Annotated in this window: 9 protein-coding genes; 4 read left to right on the plus strand and 5 right to left on the minus strand. The window is 65.0% G+C overall.

Annotation, left to right across the window (positions count from 1 at the left end; all coding sequences use genetic code 11):
* Window positions 1-71: 71 nt before the first annotated feature.
* The gene (locus tag Q0316_RS05795; RefSeq protein ID WP_298670594.1) at window positions 72-2,516 is read left to right on the plus strand and encodes a TonB-dependent receptor; all 2,445 of its coding nucleotides are present in this window, start codon (window positions 72-74) and stop codon (window positions 2,514-2,516) included.
* Window positions 2,517-3,284: 768 nt separating this feature from the next.
* Here Q0316_RS05795 and Q0316_RS05800 read toward each other — a convergent pair.
* Window positions 3,285-6,281: an amidohydrolase family protein gene (locus Q0316_RS05800; RefSeq protein ID WP_298670595.1), complete on the minus strand. Its 2,997-nt coding sequence runs from the start codon at window positions 6,279-6,281 to the stop codon at window positions 3,285-3,287.
* Window positions 6,282-6,617: 336 nt separating this feature from the next.
* Here Q0316_RS05800 and Q0316_RS05805 point away from each other — a divergent pair, with 336 nt between their 5' ends.
* On the plus strand, window positions 6,618-8,999 hold the full coding sequence (locus Q0316_RS05805; RefSeq protein WP_298670596.1) for a TonB-dependent receptor: 2,382 nt from the start codon (window positions 6,618-6,620) through the stop codon (window positions 8,997-8,999).
* A gap of 66 nt (window positions 9,000-9,065) precedes the next feature.
* Entirely contained in the window at window positions 9,066-12,035 is a 2,970-nt protein-coding gene (locus Q0316_RS05810) for an amidohydrolase family protein (RefSeq protein WP_298670597.1), read from the plus strand.
* A gap of 51 nt (window positions 12,036-12,086) precedes the next feature.
* Here Q0316_RS05810 and Q0316_RS05815 read toward each other — a convergent pair whose 3' ends face one another.
* A complete protein-coding gene (locus Q0316_RS05815; protein WP_298670598.1) occupies window positions 12,087-12,554 on the minus strand; it encodes a MarR family winged helix-turn-helix transcriptional regulator in 468 nt (155 codons plus the stop codon).
* 130 nt (window positions 12,555-12,684) lie between these two features.
* Window positions 12,685-13,875 carry an alpha-hydroxy acid oxidase gene (locus tag Q0316_RS05820; RefSeq protein ID WP_298670599.1) on the minus strand — a complete coding sequence of 397 codons (1,191 nt, stop codon included), beginning with the start codon at window positions 13,873-13,875 and terminating at the stop codon, window positions 12,685-12,687.
* 89 nt (window positions 13,876-13,964) lie between these two features.
* Here Q0316_RS05820 and Q0316_RS05825 point away from each other — a divergent pair, with 89 nt between their 5' ends.
* Window positions 13,965-15,899, plus strand: a complete 1,935-nt coding sequence (locus Q0316_RS05825; RefSeq protein WP_298670600.1) for a PQQ-binding-like beta-propeller repeat protein — start codon at window positions 13,965-13,967, stop codon at window positions 15,897-15,899.
* Window positions 15,900-15,925: 26 nt separating this feature from the next.
* Here Q0316_RS05825 and Q0316_RS05830 read toward each other — a convergent pair whose 3' ends face one another.
* Entirely contained in the window at window positions 15,926-16,444 is a 519-nt protein-coding gene (locus Q0316_RS05830; RefSeq protein WP_298670601.1) for a hypothetical protein, read from the minus strand.
* A gap of 107 nt (window positions 16,445-16,551) precedes the next feature.
* Window positions 16,552-18,261: a thiamine pyrophosphate-requiring protein gene (locus Q0316_RS05835; RefSeq protein ID WP_298670602.1), complete on the minus strand. Its 1,710-nt coding sequence runs from the start codon at window positions 18,259-18,261 to the stop codon at window positions 16,552-16,554.
* Between the last annotated feature and the right edge of the window lie 3 nt (window positions 18,262-18,264).

Raw genomic sequence — 18,264 nt, forward strand, 5'->3', positions numbered from 1 at the left:
AGGCTGGCAGGGGCCGGTTGACCGCCGAACGCCATGAGGCGCGGCGCCGAAGGGGAAACGGGAGGGGGATTATGAAAAATCATTGTCGTATGCGTCTGGCATTGGGGGTCGGCCTTGGGGCTCTCGCCATTGCAAGCCCGGCCTGGGCGCAGGAGAGTGCTGGGGATCGGGCCGATAAGCAGGCCGCCGCCGCCACCAGTTCGAGCGACGATATCATCGTCACCGCGACGCGCCGCGAAACCACGCTCAGCGAAACGCCGATGAGCATCGCGGCCTTTTCGCAGGATCTGATGGACAAGCAGGGCGTGCGTGACGTGGGCGATATCGCGCGTCTCACACCGGGCCTCAGCTTCAGCAAGCTCAATGGCCTCGGTTCGGCGATCTCGATCCGCGGCATCTCGTCCGGCGCGGGCGCGGCGACGGTCGGCGTTTATATCGACGACATGCCGATCAACCAGCGCGCGACGATCTCCTCGGGCAATTTCTCCTCAAACGCCTATCCGCAGATTTTCGATCTGGAGCGCGTGGAGGTGCTGCGCGGGCCGCAGGGTACGCTGTTCGGCGCGAGTTCGGAAGGCGGCACGGTTCGCTTCATCACGCCCGCGCCCAGCCTTACCGATTATTCCGTTTACGCGCGCGGCGAACTAGCGACGACGCGGGGCGGGGCCAACAGCTATGAGGCGGGTGTCGCGGTCGGCGGCCCGATCGTGCAGGACAAATTGGGCTTCCGCGCGAGCTTCTGGCAGCGCACCGACGGCGGCTATATAGATCATCTCAACACGCAGACCGGCCGGCTGGAACGCGCCAACGCCAATGAGCAGCGCACGATCGCGGCGCGCTTCGCGCTTGCTTTCAAGCCGGTCGAGGATCTGACGATCACGCCGTCGGTTTTCTATCAGCGGATCAATCTCGACGACACCAGCACGGTGTGGGAGCCGACATCGCGCGACCCGAAGTACAATTATCTCGCCTATACCGATGCATCCAAGGACATTTACGGCCAAGCCTATCCGCTGCGCCAGCCGTTCCACCAGAATTTCATCCTGCCGGCGCTCAAGATCGAATATAACGGCCCCGGCTTCGATGTGATCTCGGACACGTCTTATTATCGCCGGCACGAAAACGGCCTCACCGATTTCACGCCGTTCGAAGTGCCGATGTGGACATCGTTCTTCGCGCCGCCCGCCGTTACGCTGCCGAAAAACCCGCGCGATGTCGCGCCCGCCACTGATCAGCAGCGCAACAATTTCTTCACCCAGGAACTGCGCGTCCAGAACAGCAACAGCGATGCGCGGCTGAACTGGACCTTTGGCGCCTTCTATTCAAAGAGCAAGGTGCAGACCTTCCGCTCGGTGGAGAACACCTTCCTCGGGCAGTTGCTGCTCGATAACGCGGGCATGATGCTTGGCTGCACCACGCCCAACGGCTGCCTCCAGAGCGCGTTCGGTGTCGGGCTTGCCAATGGCCGCTATGTCTTCGTCGGCAACACGACCACCTGGGACGAGCAACTCGCCGGCTTCGGCCAGCTCGACTTCAAGGTGACTGACAAGCTTACCGTGTCGGCGGGCGGGCGTGTCTCGCACACGACCTTCAAGTTCGAAAATCTCGCCGATGGCCCGGTCAACGGCCCGCCGGCGCCGCGCACCGATGTCGGCAATTCGAGCGAGACGCCGTTCACGCCGAAGGTGGGCATCAGCTACAAGGCGGATAACGGCAATCTCTATTACGCCACGATCTCGGATGGCTTCCGCATCGGCGGCGCCAACGTGCCGATCTACAACATGGGTTGCCGGCCGCAGGACGTGGGCGGCGTGCCGAAGACCTACAAATCGGATCGCGTGCGCAACTATGAAGCGGGCGCGAAGCTCAATCTCCTTGGGGACAAGGTGACGCTCGATGGCAGCGTCTTCCTCATCAAGTGGAAGAACCGCATCGGCAATGTGGCGATCCCGCCGGGCTCGTGCCCGCTGTCGTTCACCGCGAACCTCGGCGATGTCACGAGCTTCGGCTTCGATCTCGCGGTTCGGGTGAAGCCGACCGACGGCCTGACGCTCACCGCGAACGTCGGCGACGCGAACGCCACCTATGACAAGGATTATTTCCCCACCAAGACGCAAACCAAGCCGACCGTTTCGGCGGGCGATGCGATTGATGGCTCGCGCACGACCTTCAACATCGCGGCGGAATATGAGTTCATCGTCGGGAACGACACCAATTTCTACGCACGCGGCGATTACAGCTACATGGGCCGCAATCACCGCACCGCCGGCCTCAACCCGAACAACGCAGGTTATGATCCGACCGCCCCGAACAATCCGGGCTATGCCAACAACCTGGTCAACCTGCGGGTAGGCGCGCGGTTCAACGGGATGGACGTATCGGTATTCGCGAACAATGTGTTCAACGAAAACCACCTGCTCAACACCGGCGCGCTCGGCTTTGGCAGCGCGCTCGACGGGGCCTATCTCTACAACCGTCCGCGCACTTATGGCGTGACGCTGACCTATCGTCACTGATCGCTCTGCCCGAACAACTGGGGGGAAAGGGTCGCGCTCCGGCGCGGCCCTTTTTCTTTGGCGACCACGTATTTGTTTTGCGTCAGATATTTGATTGGCACTTCTCTGGGTGGCGCAAATGCTTGCCTAGCCTTTCCGATGAGGTCGCAGCGCAGCCGTGCCGCGCAGCGCCGGTGTGAAAATCCACCGTGCAGGGAAGCGCGAAGGGGAGGGCCGTTGCCGCCTTCTCGGCCTGGCGCTCAGCGTTTCGGGAAGTACGATCTATCAATCGGCTCTGGAACGGGGGCCGGGATCGGCGCGGCAATGAGGGCCGCCTGTTCGATCTGAAGGTACGAGGCCCGCCATGATGGGATAGGCTGTCGTTCGGGGGTATGTCGGTGGAGGGCATAGCCGGGAGGCGAGACGCCCCCGAACGAGCAGTAACCCGCGTCCAGGTGAACTCCGCGTCATCCGCGCCGATCGCCTTGCGTATCATCTTGCGCGAAACGTGCAGCGGACGCGCGATCTTACACACCGCTAGCTTCTGTACGAAATGCGCCCGCCCGATCCGTCTATCGTCTCCACCGTCGTCATCCTCCATCCCGTCACCAGCCAACAACGCCGAAGAACATGGATGACCCGGATGGTGGTCCCCGTTCAGCGCCGATTGCCGGGACAGGCGGTCCTCGATCGCACACCCAACACGGTGCGATCATCGCTATGGCGGCGATCAAAGAAAAGGGGCGGCCGCGCGATTGCGGGCCGCCCCTTTGATTTTCGCGATATGGTTCAGTTGGCGGGGGTGCTTTGCCGCAGCAATTGCTCGATCGTATAGAGTTGCCCCGTCTTCATCACCTTGCGCACCTTGCCGGTGTTGCGGATATCTTCCAGCGGGTTGCCCTCGACGAACACCAGATCGGCGATCTTGCCCACCTCGACCGTGCCGAGATCCTTGCCTACGCCCAGCAGTTCGGCTGGCACGGCGGTCGCGCTGCGCAGCGCCTCGAACGGGGTGAGGCCGGCTTTCACTTCCTGCACCAGTTCGTTGTGGGTGTTGATGCCGATCGGGGTGAAGGGTGAATCCGTCCCCACCACGATCTTGCCGCCGGCGTGGAAGATCTTGGCGATCGACTGGCGGATATTGTTCGCCAGCACCTCCGCGCCGGGGCCGTTGGCGAAGCTCATGATGGAGCCCTCGCGCACCCATACCGGCTGGAGCGCCCAGCGCGCCTTGGCGATCGTGGGATCGTTATCGACCAGTTCGGCGGTGGGCGTGAACAGCGAGATCGTCGGCGTGACCGTCATTCCCGACGTGGCGATGATCTTCACCGAATCCTCATATGAGATGTTGAGCTGGCTGGCTTTTTCCGAATAGCCGCGGCCCGCACCATTGCCGTCGAGATGCTCCACGCTGTCGCTGCCGAACAGCGCGGCGGGATAGATTTCGTGGCTGCTCACCGGGATGCCCGCGGCGTGCGCGGCGGCGACGATCTGCTGGCGCACCGGCTCGGCGGTGTGCACATAGGATTTTATCATGTCGTAATCGAGCAGCTTCGCCAGCCCGATCTGCCGGTTCACCTCAGCGGGGCTGGCGACCGGCGTGCCCATTTCCCAGACGGTGCGTTCGCCATCGAGGATATAGCCGGTTACGAACATGTTCGGGCCGGGCCTGCGGCCCGCGGCGAGCGCCTCCTTTTCTTCGATGACGTCGCCGGGAACATTGCCTGGGCTGCGGATCGTGGTGATGCCATAGGCAAGGTAGAGCCGCCCGAAGCTCGATCCATATTCCTTGATGAGGTGAACGTGCATGTCCATCAGGCCGGGCATGACCGTGAGGTTCGATGCGTCGATGAAGCGCCCCTGCACAGGCTTGCTGCCGTGCGGCGAGATCGAGCGGATGCGGCTGCCGTCGATCACGATATCCATGTCGCGCCGCGCTTGATCCTTCACGCCATCGACGAGCATACCGGCGCGGATCGTCGTCACGCCCGTGCCGCGCGCCGCGGTCCATTGCAGCGGGAGCGCCACCTTGCGCGCCGCGCCGCCGGCTGCTGGCACAAGTTGCATATAGCCGCCGGTATTGACGAGCAGGGTGGACGAATCCGCGCTCCAGCTCAGCCCGGTCGGGATCGTGTCGGATAGCTTGCGCGGCGCGCCCGTCGGGCTGCCGTCAGCGGCGGCGGGCTGGACGTAGAGCGCGCTATCCATCTGATAGGCGTAAAGTTTGCCATCAGGGGACAGCACCGGCCCGTCGCCCGAGCGGTTGCCGACCGACTTGCCCGGCACCAGCGACACCGCGCGCGCCTTGCCCGTGCCATCGGCGGGGACGATCGACAGCTCGTTATAGCCGCCGACGACATAGGATTGCGAATCCGATGCGTTGCGCAAGGTGGAGACGATCAGCGATTTGCCATCCGGGGAGAATGCCGGATAGCCGGGGCTGGCGCCGGCTTCCTTGATCTCGCGGCTTTGCTTCGTCGCGAGATCGAGCACGCGAACCAGCTCGGTATAGGCGCCCGATGCGTCGACATAGACGATGCTGTTGCCGTCCGGCGACCAGGACGGGCGCATCTCCGCGCCGGGCGCGCTGGTCACGCGCTCGTGCCGACCGGACGCGAGGTCGACGATCCACAGATCGAGCGAGCCTTCGCGATCGCTGGAATAGACGATCCTGTCGCCTTTCGGGGACCAGGCCGGATCGAGCACGGCGCTCGGGCCGCCGTCGGTCAGCTTGCGGGGCTTGCCGCCGACCGGCATCACCCACAGATCGCCGAGCGCGGTGAACGCCACCTGCTTGCCATCGGGCGACAGCATCGCCCGCTGCACCCCGATCACCGGGCGCGCTGCGGGGGAATCGAGCACGACATGGCGCTTGGCGTAATCGGGCTTGCGAACCTTCAACTCGGCGGTGAAGGGGACGACCCGTTCCTCGCCGCCATCGAGCCTGCGCCGGTTGAGCTTGCCGTTCGCGGCATAGAGCAGGTCGCCGTCCGGCAGCCATGCCGCGCGGAACGGGTGGATATCCTCCCCCTCGATCAGCGGCTTGTCGCCCTTCATCAGCACGGCCTTGCCCTCGGCGATGCGCGCCCACAGCACGTCCTTGCCGTCCGTCGTCCAGGTCGGCGTGCCGATCGGCACGTTCATGCCGAACGCCATGACATTGGCTTTGGCGGCGAGCGTCTCGCGCCCCTGCATATCGACGACATATATTCCCGTCGCGCCCATACGATCGGAAACATAAGCGATGCGCGTGCCATCGGGGGACCAGCTCGCGCGGCTGTTGCCGCCTGGCCCGTTGCTCAGCTTCCTCACGCTGCCGTCCGCCATGTTGCGCGCCCACACGTCGAACTTGCCGTCGCGGTTCGAGGTGAAGGCGAGCCATTTGCCGTCGGGCGACCAGCCTGGCTCGCGCGCCTCATATGGCTCGTCCGACACGGGATGCGCCCGCGTGCCATCGGGCGCGATCAGCCAGATGCGATAATGGCCGTCACGGTTCGACTGGAAGGCGATCCACTTGCCATCCGGCGACCAGCTCGGCTGGCGTCCGTCGTAGAGCGCATCGGTGATCGGCGTCGCCGCGCCGCCGGTTGCGGGCATCACATAGAGCACGCCCTGAAGATCGAAAACGATGCGCCGGGCATCGGGCGAAAGCGCGAAGGCGAGGTGGGTTCCTTCGGAAACCTTGATCGAGATCGGCGGCGCCGGCTTCGGTTGCGCCGCCATGGCCGGCGCCGTCAATTGCGCGAGCGCGAGCAGGCTCGCCCCGATCATCCGATACCCCTTCATCAACACGCCTCTCTTGCAATCGCTTTTGTCTGTTGCCTCCGCGCCCGCGGGCGCAAGAGGTGTATCACTGAGACAGCACGGATATTGTTTGTTGTCAAATTATAACACTCCCGAAAAAATCGACCGCCTTTCACCCGGCGGAATCGCGCTGCAGGAAGAAGCGTCCGCCGCAAACATTTGAGATTTGACGACGAATCCGGCGCGACGGTTTTCAGAGAAATAAGTTGGAACACAAACAAAATTTGTTGACCTTCGGATGTCCGAATCATAATTTTGCGGCGGGAGAAGACGCTGCCTCCCTGATGATAAGGGGGCGGCAAGGGGAGGATCGACTTAATGTTGCGTATCGATTCCGCGCTCAGGATCACCGTGTCGCTGCTGGCGCTCGGGGTTGCCGTTCCGGCGCTCGCGCAGACGAATGTTGCCGCGTCGTCAGCCGATGGCTCAGCGCCGGCCGCCGGGCAGAATGGTGGCATCGCTGACATCATCGTCACCGCGACGAAGCAGGCCGAGGCGCTGAGCAAGGTGCCGATCAGCATCACGGCGCTCACGCAGGATCAGTTGGACCAGCAATCGGTCCGCACCTTCCGCGATATCGCGACGCTGACGCCGGGCGTCACCTTCACGCCGGGCACGCATGGCAATGGCGCGTCGAGCGACGTTTCGATTCGCGGCATCTCCTCGGGCGCGGGCACCGCGACCGTCGGCGTCTATATCGACGAAACGCCGGTGCAGGTGCGCCCCAGCGGCAATTACGATTCGAGCAATCCCTATCCGCGCATCTTCGACCTTGATCGCGTGGAAATCCTGCGCGGGCCGCAGGGCACCCTGTTCGGCGCCGGATCGGAAGGCGGCACGATCCGCTTCATCACGCCGGAGCCGAGCCTCAGTAAATATAGCGTCTATGGGCGCAGCGAAATGGCGATGACCAAGGGCGGCGATCCCAGCTATGAAGCCGGCGTCGCGGTCGGCGGCCCGATCATCGAGGACAAGCTGGGTTTCCGCGTGAGCGTCTGGGCGCGTCACGACGGTGGTTTTATCGACAAGGTCGATTGGTACGATCAGCGTGACGTTGCCAAGAACGTCGACTGGAACAACGCGCTGGTCGCCCGCGCCGCGCTGAAATGGCAGCCCGCGCCCAACGTGACCATCACGCCCGCGTTCTTCTACCAGAAATCGCACGCCAACGATTCATCGGTGTTCTGGAAAGCATATTCCGATCCGGGCCAGAACAAATTCGTCACCGCCAATCAGGTGCGCGCGCCCAATGACGATACGTTCTGGCTGCCGTCGCTGAAGGTGAACATTGATACCGGCCCGATCACGATCGTATCGGATACGTCGTATCTTCATCGCAACAACAACAATATCTATGATTCGACGACGCTGGATATTTCGTCGTTCACGTCGATCTTCGGCCATCCGGTCGATACGATTCCGCCGCCCGCTGCACTGCGCAACGTATATTCTCCGGCCTATCTGACCGCGGGGCAGCGCACCTTCACGCAGGAATTGCGCTTGCAGAGCAGCGATCCGTCGGCGCGGATCACCTGGGTGCTCGGCGCCTATTACCAGCACGCCAAGCAGATCAGTTCGTATGACGTGCAGAGCACGTTCATCAACCAGATCCTGAGCTATGCGATCGGCTTCCCAATCACGATCGGCCAGATTTTCGGCACCGATCTCTATCAGGGCCGCTTCCTGCTCTATTCGCAGGGGTCGCTGGTCGACGAGGAACTGGCGGCGTTCGGGCAGGTCAATTTCAAGTTGACCGACACGCTGACGGTGACGGCGGGCGCACGCGCCTCGAAGCTGACCTATAACAGTGCCGGTTTCTCCGCCGGCCCGGTGGCGGGCGGCGCGGGCACCAACAATACGTCCCACGCCTCGGCCAAGCCGGTGACGCCGAAATTCGGCGTGTCATGGCAGGCGACGCCGGACACGATGGTTTACGCCTCCGCCTCTAAGGGCTTCCGCCCCGGCTCCTCCACCAGCCAGGTTTCCAGCCAGTGCGGCCCCGATCTCGCCGCATTGGGCTTCACCTCCGCCCCGCGCCAGATCAAGCCGGATTCGGTGTGGAGCTATGAGGCGGGCGCGAAGACCAAGATGTTCGGTGGCCGGCTGGTGATGGACGGCAGCATTTACCGGATCGACTGGACCGACATCCAGTCCGGCCTGACGCTGCCGAACTGCAACACGCCGTTCGGCGCCAATTTCGGCAATGCGCGCAGCCAGGGCTTCGATCTGCAGGTCAGCGCCAAGGTGGGCGCGGGCTTCACGCTGGGCGTGTCGGTCGGCTATGCCGACGCGCATTACACCACCGCGACGGTGGGTGCGGGCGGGATCGTCGTCCGCCCCAAGGGCGAGCCGCTGCCGATCGCGCCGTGGCAGGTGTCGCTGACCGGCCAGTATGATTTCCAGGCGTTCGATCGCGATGCCTATATTCACGCCGATTATCAGTATCTCTCGCACAACAATACGCCGTTGCCCAATATACCGAGCGTTGACCTGACGATCCCGCGCGCACCGGAATCGAACAACGTCAATTTCCGCATCGGCATGAAGTTCGACCGGCTCGATCTGTCGATCTTCGGGCAGAATATCCTCAACCAGCATCCCGAATATGGCATCTATCGGGATTCGCTCATCACCAAGAACTATCGCGCCGTCACGGTGCGGCCGGTCACCTTCGGCGTGACGGGCGTGTATCGTTACTGACGCATGATGTGATGATGGCGGGGCCGTGCTGTTCGCGCGGCCCCGGCCTGCTTTCGGGGAGGATGGATGATGCGTGCATGGCTGCTGGCGGCGGTGTTGCTGGGATCGAGCAGCCTTGCGGCGCCCATGCGGGAGGCGAGGACGGTTTCCTATGTCACGCACGAAGGAACCGATTTCTCGATCAACCCGTCGCCGGCCGATGGCGCGCTGCTGATCGACCTGCAGGGCAGCCTGTGGCGCATCGCCGCGACGGGCGGCGAGGCGCACCGCCTGACCCCCGATCTGTTCGAGGCGATGCACCCGAGCTGGTCTCCCGACGGGCGGGAGATCGCGGTTCAATCCTATGCCGATGGCATGTGGCATATCTGGATCCTGTCCGCCGACGGGAAGCAGCGCCGCCAGCTCACCTCCGGCGCGTTCGACGATACTTTCCCGCGCTGGTCCCCCGATGGAAAGGCGATCGCCTTCCTCTCCGCGCGCGATGGCAAGGCGGGCATCTGGCTGGCCGATCCGCGCAGCGGCGCGCTCAGCCGCGTCCCGGTGGGCGGGCTGGTGATGCCGCAGGCGCTGAACTGGGCGCCCGATGGCAAGGGCCTGCTGCTCGCGGACATGGGCCGGCTGAAACGCGTGTCGCTCGATGGGGCGGTGGCGGCGGTTCCCGGCGCAACGTGCGAACATGGCGCGGCGACCGCGCCGGCGCTGTCCCCCTCCGGCAAGCGCCTCGCCTATGTCTGCGCTGGCCCGGATTATGGGCGGCTGATGCTGCGCGACGAGGCGGGGAATGCGCGCGTGGTGGGCGCGGCGAGCGATGTCTTCCCGCTGGCCCCGGCATGGCGCGCCGAGGATCGTCTGCTCTACAGCGGCAGCGGCAGGATTCATGCGCTGAACGTGGCGAGCGGCGCGGATGCGGTGGTGCCGTTCAGCGCCGAATTCCGGCTCGAGCGGGCGGGCTATCAGCGCAAACATTATGATTTCGACGATACCGCCGCGCGCCCGGTGAAGGGCATCGTCGCGCCCGCGCTGTCGCCCGACGGCAAATGGATCGTGTTCAAGGCGCTCAACGATCTGTGGCTCGCCGATCTCGATGGCAAGGCGCGGCGGCTGACCGACGATGCGTTTTACGAGAACGATCCGGTCTGGTCGCCCGATGGCCGCGCGATCGCTTATGTGACCGACGCTTCCGGTATCGCGCAGCTATGGACGATGGACGTGGCCAGCGGGGACAGGCGGCGCATCGCGCAATCCGCCCATGCCAATGTCGCGCCCGCCTGGTCGCGGGATGGTACGCGGATCGCCTATCAGACCGAAACGGGCGAAACCCGCATCGTCGATGTGGCGAGCGGCGCCGATCGCGCGCTGGTGCCCGCGCTCGATTTCCCCAGCCGCCCCACCTGGTCCGCCGACGGGCGGACGATCGCCTTCACCGCCGCGAACGACAGCCGCAACCGTATCCTGCTGGTCGATGTGGCGAGCGGCGGGCAGCGCTGGATCGACGCTGTGCCGAACCGCTCGATCTCGACTCGCGGGGATGACGGGCCGGTCTGGTCCCCCGATGGAAAATGGCTCGCCTTCAGCATGATGAGTCGTATCTGGGCGCTTCCGGTCGCGCCCGATGGCACGCCCACCGGCGCGGCCACGCCGCTGACCAGCGAGGCGAGCGACGCGCCAAGCTGGGCCGCGGATTCGCGCACGATCCTGTATCTGGCGAACGGCGTGCTCAAGCTGGTCGATCGTGAGACGGGCCGCGCCCGAGCGGTGCCGCTGAAGCTCGACTGGCGGCCGGAGCAGGCAAAGGGCCGCGTCCTCGTCCACGCCGGGCGCCTGTGGGATGGCGTGCACCCTGAGGTACGGCAGAATGTCGATATCCTGATCGAAGGAAACCGCATCGCCGGAATCGTGCCGCACGGATCGCATGACGATGCGGCGCGGGTGATCGACGCATCGAACCTGACGGTTACGCCCGGCCTGTTAGAAATGCACAACCACCAGCAGCTTCGCTCGAAATATCTCGGTGATCGGCAGGGGCGGATGTGGCTTGCCTATGGCATCACCTCGACCCGCTCGACCGGCGATCCCGTCTATCGCGCGCTGGAGGATCGCGAGGCGCTGGCCGCCGGCGCGCGGATCGGCCCGCGCCATTTCATGACCGGAGAGATGCTGGAAGGATCGCGACCGATGTGGTCCTTCTCGCGCCCGATCGAGGATCAGGCGCAACTCGATCTGGAATTGTCGCGCGCGGAGGCGCTCGGCTATGACGTTATCAAGACCTATATGCGCTTCCGTTCGGACTGGCAGGCGCAGATCGCCGAACGCGCGCACCGGCGCATGGGCGTGTCGGTCACTTCGCATTTCGCTTATCCCGGCATCGCGCATGGCGTGGACGGGGAGGAGCATTTCGTCGGCCCGACGCGCTGGACCAACGGCTTTCCGCACCTGTTTCGCGGCGGCGTTTATGACGATATCTTCCAGGCGCTGGAGAAATCCGGGGTCGAAATCACCACCACCAATTTCGCCGGGCGGCAGGAGTTGTTGGAACTGCCGGGGCTGCCGGACGATCCGCGCATCGCCGCGCTCTACCCGGTATGGGAACAGGTGTCGCTCAAGGAATTCATGGGCTGCGCGGCGAAGACCGGGCCATGCAATTTCTTCCTCACCCCCAATGAGGAGCAATCGCGGCTGACCGCGCAGGATCTGATCCGCGTGATCCGTGGCGGTGGCAAGGTGATGATCGGTTCCGACGCGCCGCTCGACAGCTTCACGATCAGCACGTTCCAGAATCTCTACACGTTGCAGAAATTCGGCCTCACCCCGTTCGAGGCGCTGCGCACCGCGACGATCGTGCCCGCACAGGCGCAGGGCGTGGAGCGCGATCTCGGCAGCATCGAGGCCGGCAAGCTCGCCGATCTCGTGTTTGTCGATGGCCGCCCCGATGCGGATGTGCGCGATCTGATGAAGGTGCGCGGCGTGATGAAGGCGGGGCGCTATTTCACCGTGGCCGAACTGATCGCACCATATGGGGCCGCCACGCCGCGCTGACGCGGCATCCGGCCTGCGCGGGCGGATCGTGCCGCCGCCCGATGTGCGCGATCAGCGGGTGGAGGCGCTGGAGGAAGAATGATCCTCGTTCGGATCGCGGCCCAGTTCCTCGATGATTCGTTCGAGCAGGTGGATCAGCAGCGGCTTGTGGAAATCGCCGACGATCTCGTCGAGGATGCGATCGTGCGCCTCGGCATGAACGGCGAGCTTCTGGAGATAATTCTTGCCCGGCGCGGTCAGGTTCAGATGATAGACGCGCCGGTCGACGTTCGATCGCTCGCGCGAGATGAAGCCGTGTTTTTCAAGGCTCTTGAGCGCGGGCGTCAGCGTTGATTTGTCGCGCCCGGTGGCATGGCTCAGCGCGGTCTGATTGAGGCCGGGGTTTTCCTTGATGACCGAAAGGATCGCGAAATGGCCGGGGCTGAGATCGGCCTCGCCGACGCGCTTTGCGAATGCCTGGAAGGAGACATCCTGCGCCCGCCGAAGCTGAAAACCGATATAATCTTTTAGCGGTCCCAAGGTGACATTGCCCTCCTTGCCTGCGGCTCCTGGCCGGCTTTGTTGTGCCATTCACGCCCCCCGCGCGCGACAATCGCCCGCAAGAGCCTATCGCTTGCGCGGCGTGGTTGTGCTGGCGCGAGTATAAGGGTCACTTGAGCGGCCCTCCACAAGAATCGGGGGCGGCACCGGGGCGTTCGTACAGCAACGTGGCGTCGATATCGGCGATGCGCGCGCAGCCGAGTTGCGCCATCGCGCGATCCAGTTCGTCGCGCAGCATGTCGATGAGCGCCGCCGGGCCGCGCGCGCCGCCCATCGCCGCGACGGAATAGAGGAAGGGGCGGCCAAGCAGCACGAAATCCGCGCCCAGCGCGAGACAGCGCGCGATATCCTCGCCGTTCCGCACCCCGCCATCGACGATCAGCGGCACGTTCCCGCCGATCGCATCGCGGATCGGCGCGATCATCTCGATCGGCGCGACGCTCGCGTCCAATTGGCGCCCGCCATGATTGGATATGCCGATCGCGTCCACGCCGATCGCGATCGCGCGTCGCGCATCGTCGGGCCGCAGCACGCCCTTCAGCACCAGCTTGCGCGGCCAGCGTTCGCGGATTTTCGCAAGCAGATCCCAGTCGAGCCGGGCGGAGCTTTGCCCCGCCATCAGTTCGGCGAGCGACTGGGTAGAGCTGCCGGGCGGTGAATAAGCCTCCAGATTGGCGAAGCGCGGCGCGCCGCCGGTGGCGATCGCCAGCGCCCAGCCCGGATGACGCATCAGATCGAGCGCCATGCCTAGCCCCGGCTTGAGCGGCAGGGTGAAGCGATTGCGCAGATCGCGCAGCCGTTTGCCGGGGGCTGGCACATCGGCGGTGACGATCAGCACCGGATAGCCCGCGATATCCGCCCGGCGCCGCAGATCGTCGGTGATCGCCGGATCGCGCCCGACATAAAGCTGGAACCAGCTTCGCGGTGCCGCCTCGGCGATCGGCTCCAGCGCGGTGGTGCCCGCGGTCGACAGCGTATAGCCGATTTCGGCGCGCGCCGCGGCATGGGCAAGCGCGAGATCGGTGCCGGGCCTGACGAGATTCGCCATGCCGATCGGCGCGATGCCGAATGGCGCCGCGAATTGCTGGCCGAGCAATTCGGTCCGCTGGTCACGTGCGGTCGCCCCGGTCAGAACGCGCGGGAGCAGGCGCACCGCATCGAGTGCGGCGGCGTTGCGCGAAAGCGCGCTTTCGCTAAGCGCGCCGCCGTCGATGAAATCGAACGCGAACCGCGGCAACCGCCGCCGCGCCATGCGACGCATCGCTTCGAAATCACACGGAATGTCGCTGCCATCGGCCATTTTCGCAGGCATATCGCCCAACAACGGGCTTGACAACATGGTTTGTCATCCAACTATATACGGCAACGAAATTCGAAAGGGAGGGGCGCATGATCGGCGCAGGTAACGGGGCAGTCGGGCGTGGTTTCAGCCCTCGGCTGTTGTTGGCTTCGACGACCGGGCTGGCGGTGCTCGCGGTGCCGCTGATGCTGCTTGGTTGCGGCAATTCAGCCGCGCAGCAGGATAATGCGAGCCAGGCCGCGGAGGTCGCGCCCGGCGGCGAACTGAGCGGCGGGCGGCCCAAGTTCGGCCCACCCGCGGGCATGAAGCTGTTTCAGGAAAATTGCGCCGCCTGCCACACCGAAAAGGGGATGGAGATGGGCGGCCGCGCGGTGCCGAACCTCGCGACGCTGCATTCGATGTCGCCGGAACGCATCTTCGACGTGATGCTGAACGGCAAGATGAAGGAACAGGCAGCCGGGCTGGATCGCGCGCAGAAGAAGCAGGTCGCGGAGTTCCTCGGCGGGCGCCCGATGATGGACGCGGCGGGCACCGACGTGAAGGCGATGAGCAACCTTTGCAAGGCGAACCCGGAATTCGCGCTCGGCGCGAATGACTGGAACGGCTGGAGCCCGCAGGCGAATAGCGCGCGGTTCCAGAATGCCGGTGGCCTGGCTGCGGGCGATGTGCCGAAGCTGAAGCTGAAATGGGCGTTCGGCGTGCCACAGGCGGCAAGCATGTTCTCGCAACCCGCGGCGGCAGGCGGTCGCCTGTTCTTCGGCAGCGACAACGGCACCGTCTATGGCATAGATGGGAACACCGGCTGCGCTTACTGGTCGTTCCACGCCGATGGCGGCATCCGCACCGCGCCGGTGGTGCAGCCGGTGACCGGGCAGAAAGAGAAATTCGCCGTCATCTTCGCCAGCCAGTCGGGCACGGTGTTCGCGGTCGGCGCGCGCACCGGGGAATTGTTGTGGAAGACGCGCCCGTCGAACGAGCCGCATGGGCTGACCGGCTCGATCGGCGCGTGGGGCGGGCGCGTTTATGTGCCCTTCACCGGCACCGAGACGCTGGCGGGCGCCAATCCCAAATATGAATGCTGCAAATCGAGCGGCGGCGTCGCCTCGATCGACGCGAGCACGGGCAAGCTCATCTGGTATGCCTCGTCGATTCAGGAACCGATCGTCTCGCGTGGCAAGAACGAGATCGGCGTGCCGATGTGGGGGCCGTCCGGCGCGAGCGTGTGGAACACGCCGACGATCGACCCGAAGCGCAAGCTGATCTATTTCGGCACGGGCAACAGCTATAACGAGCCAGCCGCATCGACATCGGATTCGATCGTCGCGATCGACATGGAAACCGGCAAGATTCGCTGGCACCACCAGGAAATCGCGGGCGACGCCTTCGTCCTCGGTTGCCCGGATACCGCCCCGGCCGGCAATCATTGCCCGACCAAGATCGGGCCGGACTGGGATTTCGGCGGCTCGTCCGTGATCCTGAAGACGCTGCCCAACGGCAAGGATGTGCTGATCGGCGCTGGCAAGGCCGGTATCGCGGTCGCGGTCGATCCCGATCAGCAGGGCAAGGTGGTGTGGCGCACCAAACTCTATGCCGACAAGCCGCCGACGGCGGACGGGCTGGTCATCTTCGGTGGCGGCGCGGATAATCGCTACGTCTATTATCCGCTGCAACGCGCCGGCGGCGGGCTGACCGCGCTCGATCTGGCGACCGGCAAGCCGGCGTGGACCGCGCCGATGCGCGCCGATGGCCGCGGCCAGATCGGGCCGGCGAGCGTGATGCCGGGCATGGTCTTCACCGGCGGCTGGGACGGCACGCTGCGCGCGGTCGATCCGACCGGCAAGGTGGTGTGGACGTTCGATACGAAGCGCGATTTCCAGACGATCAACGGCATTCCTGGCAAGGGCGGCTCGCTCGGCCAGTCCGGCGCGGTGGTGGCGAATGGCCGCCTCTATGTCGCGTCGGGCTATGTCGGTATGCAGAACGGCTCCGCCGGCAACGTCATTCTGGCCTTCTCGGCCAAGTAACGAGGTTCTCCGAGACTGGGGCCGCGTCAGCTTTCGGGCTGACCGGCCCCTTTTTCGTTGGCGGGCGTCAGATCGCCCACCATGCGGGATGTGCCGTCGATCAGCGCGGCGATCGCGGCGTCACTGATTTCCCGATAGCTCAGCCAGCGCCGGCCATGGTCCGTCGGCTTGCTGCCCAGGCGCACCAGCGCGCCGTTACACGGCAAAAGCGGCGGGGGCCGATCCATATCGCCGAGCACGATCACGGTTCGCGCCTGATCGAGCAGCGGCGCGAGCCACATCAGCGCCGGCCCCGGATCATGCAGCCACAGCAATGCGTGGCGCAGCGGCAGGAGTGGCGCCACGACGCCGGTGAGATCGCGTTCGAACGATGGGCTGTGCCAATCGGCGTCCAGCGGCACGAAGCGATGGTCGCCAGCCGCGACGCTCGATGCGTGGCGCGCGACAAGCACCGTGCGCCCGGACCGTTCCGCCAGCCAGCCAGTCGCGCCCGCCAGCATCCCGGTGCCGCCGATGACAAGCGCGTTGCCCGGCTTTTCGTCCATGCGGACCATTCGCTCACCTGTCGCCGGTGTACGCAAGCGGGAGAGCAAAAAAAACCGCGTGCCGGGGGGCGGCACGCGGGGCAGGTTTCAACGCGCAGGGAGGCGGCTCAGTCTCGCGGGAGCCAGATGTCGAGCACCGCGCAACGCCCTTCCTCGCGGACCACGCGGAGCGCCTCGCTCAGCGCATCGTCCACCTCGGCGACCTCCTTCACCGCGCGGGCATGGGCGCCCCCGGCGGCGGCGGCGATGCCGGCATAATCCGGCGGCGGATCGAAATTGACGTCGAGATCGGCGGTGTTCGCGGCATAGCCGCTCGGGTGCACCGCGAGGGCGGAATAGCGCGGCGCCTTCCACCCGCGATTGTTGAGCACGATATGCAGGAACGGCGCCTTGTAATGGCTCGCCATCCAGTGAACCGACGATGGCACCGAAAACATATAGGAGCCATCGCCCGTCACCGCGACGACCGTTTTGTCGGGCGCGGCGAGCTTTGCGCCGATCGCAGCACCACCATTCCAGCCAAGCGACCCGCCGCCGCTGGCGAAGAACGTGCCGGGCGTGTCGGGGGCGATGTGGTTCAGAATCTCGGGATAGTTGGTGATACCCTCGTTGAGGACGATGCTGTCTTCGCCCAGCATCGCGCGCAGCCGGGCCATGACATATTCGGTCGTCAGATGCTCCGCCGGCTTCTCGCGCTCGGCGAGCCAGGCGGCGCGCTGCTGGTGGAGGCCGGCGAAATGATCGCGCCGCTCGGCAACCCGCGCCGCGTCGATCGTCAGCGCCGCGATGCCCTGATTGAGCTGGCGCAATGCCGTCGCCGCGTCGGCGCGGAACGACTGGACGGCGGGGATATACCACAAGGGCATCGACTGTTTGAGCGGATCGACATCGATGTGGAAGATCCGCGCATCGTCGCGCGGGCGGCTGACCGTGGGAATCCACGGCACGTCGCTGTCGAGCACCAGCACCACATCGGCCTCCGCCAGCACCGGATTCTGGAACGGATGGTTCCAGTGACTGCCCTGATAGAGCGGATTGCTGTGCGGGAAATTGAGCGCGCTTGGCACCGATTCGAGCACGCCGACGCCCAGCGCCTCGCAGAAGCGCACCAGTTCGCCCACCGCTTCGGGATTGCGCCCGGCAAAAGAGGTGACGACGATCGGCCGCCGCGCGCCCGCGATCGCCGAAAGGATCGTCGCGATGCTTTCCCCCGGCAGCGCGCCCGGCTGCACCGGCTGCCAATGCGCCATGTCGATCGTCACCGGCTCGACGACCTCTTCCATCACCTCGCGTGCGCCGACCAGATAGACCGGCCCCTTGGGATCGCTGTTGGCGAATTGCATCGCGCGATGGACGATCTGCTTGACGTTGGTTCCGGTGCGGAACTCATTGTCGTATTTCATATATTCGCGCACGATCCCGCGCTGGTCGTACACGTCCTGAATCCACTGGATGAATTCGTTGCGGCTGCCCTTCAGCTCGCCTTCCTGCGTGAAGGGCGAGAGGCCGGCGAAGATCAGCACCGGCGCGCGCCCCTTGGCGGCATTGTGCACCGCGCCGGCGAGCGATTGCGTGCCGCATTCGACATGCACCACCACCGCCTGCGGCGCACCGCTGACCTGCGCGAACCCTTGCGCGGCGGACAGGCCGACCATCTCGAACGGCGCGGTGATTACCCGCGGGATCTTGCGCCCGTTCGCCCGCGCTTCCGCGATCGCCTCCACCAGCGCGGGATGGTCGCTGCCGAAATTGGCGAAGATATAAGAGACGCCTGCTTCCGTCAGGGCTTCGAGGAAGGCAGTGCTCGCTGTGTACATTTG

Origin of the sequence: uncultured Sphingomonas sp. (genome assembly GCF_937871615.1) — a bacterium.
In the GTDB taxonomy this organism is placed as follows: domain Bacteria; phylum Pseudomonadota; class Alphaproteobacteria; order Sphingomonadales; family Sphingomonadaceae; genus Sphingomonas.

What these genes read in the sequence shown, in the direction of transcription:
- Q0316_RS05810 (WP_298670597.1), top strand. Translation starts at nt 9,066, where the DNA reads ATGATGCGTGCATGGCTGCTGGCGGCGGTGTTGCTGGGATCGAGCAGC.
- Q0316_RS05795 (WP_298670594.1), top strand. Translation starts at nt 72, where the DNA reads ATGAAAAATCATTGTCGTATGCGTCTGGCATTGGGGGTCGGCCTTGGG.
- Q0316_RS05820 (WP_298670599.1), bottom strand. Translation starts at nt 13,875, where the DNA reads ATGGCCGATGGCAGCGACATTCCGTGTGATTTCGAAGCGATGCGTCGC.
- Q0316_RS05835 (WP_298670602.1), bottom strand. Translation starts at nt 18,261, where the DNA reads ATGTACACAGCGAGCACTGCCTTCCTCGAAGCCCTGACGGAAGCAGGC.
- Q0316_RS05800 (WP_298670595.1), bottom strand. Translation starts at nt 6,281, where the DNA reads ATGAAGGGGTATCGGATGATCGGGGCGAGCCTGCTCGCGCTCGCGCAA.
- Q0316_RS05825 (WP_298670600.1), top strand. Translation starts at nt 13,965, where the DNA reads ATGATCGGCGCAGGTAACGGGGCAGTCGGGCGTGGTTTCAGCCCTCGG.
- Q0316_RS05830 (WP_298670601.1), bottom strand. Translation starts at nt 16,444, where the DNA reads ATGGACGAAAAGCCGGGCAACGCGCTTGTCATCGGCGGCACCGGGATG.
- Q0316_RS05805 (WP_298670596.1), top strand. Translation starts at nt 6,618, where the DNA reads ATGTTGCGTATCGATTCCGCGCTCAGGATCACCGTGTCGCTGCTGGCG.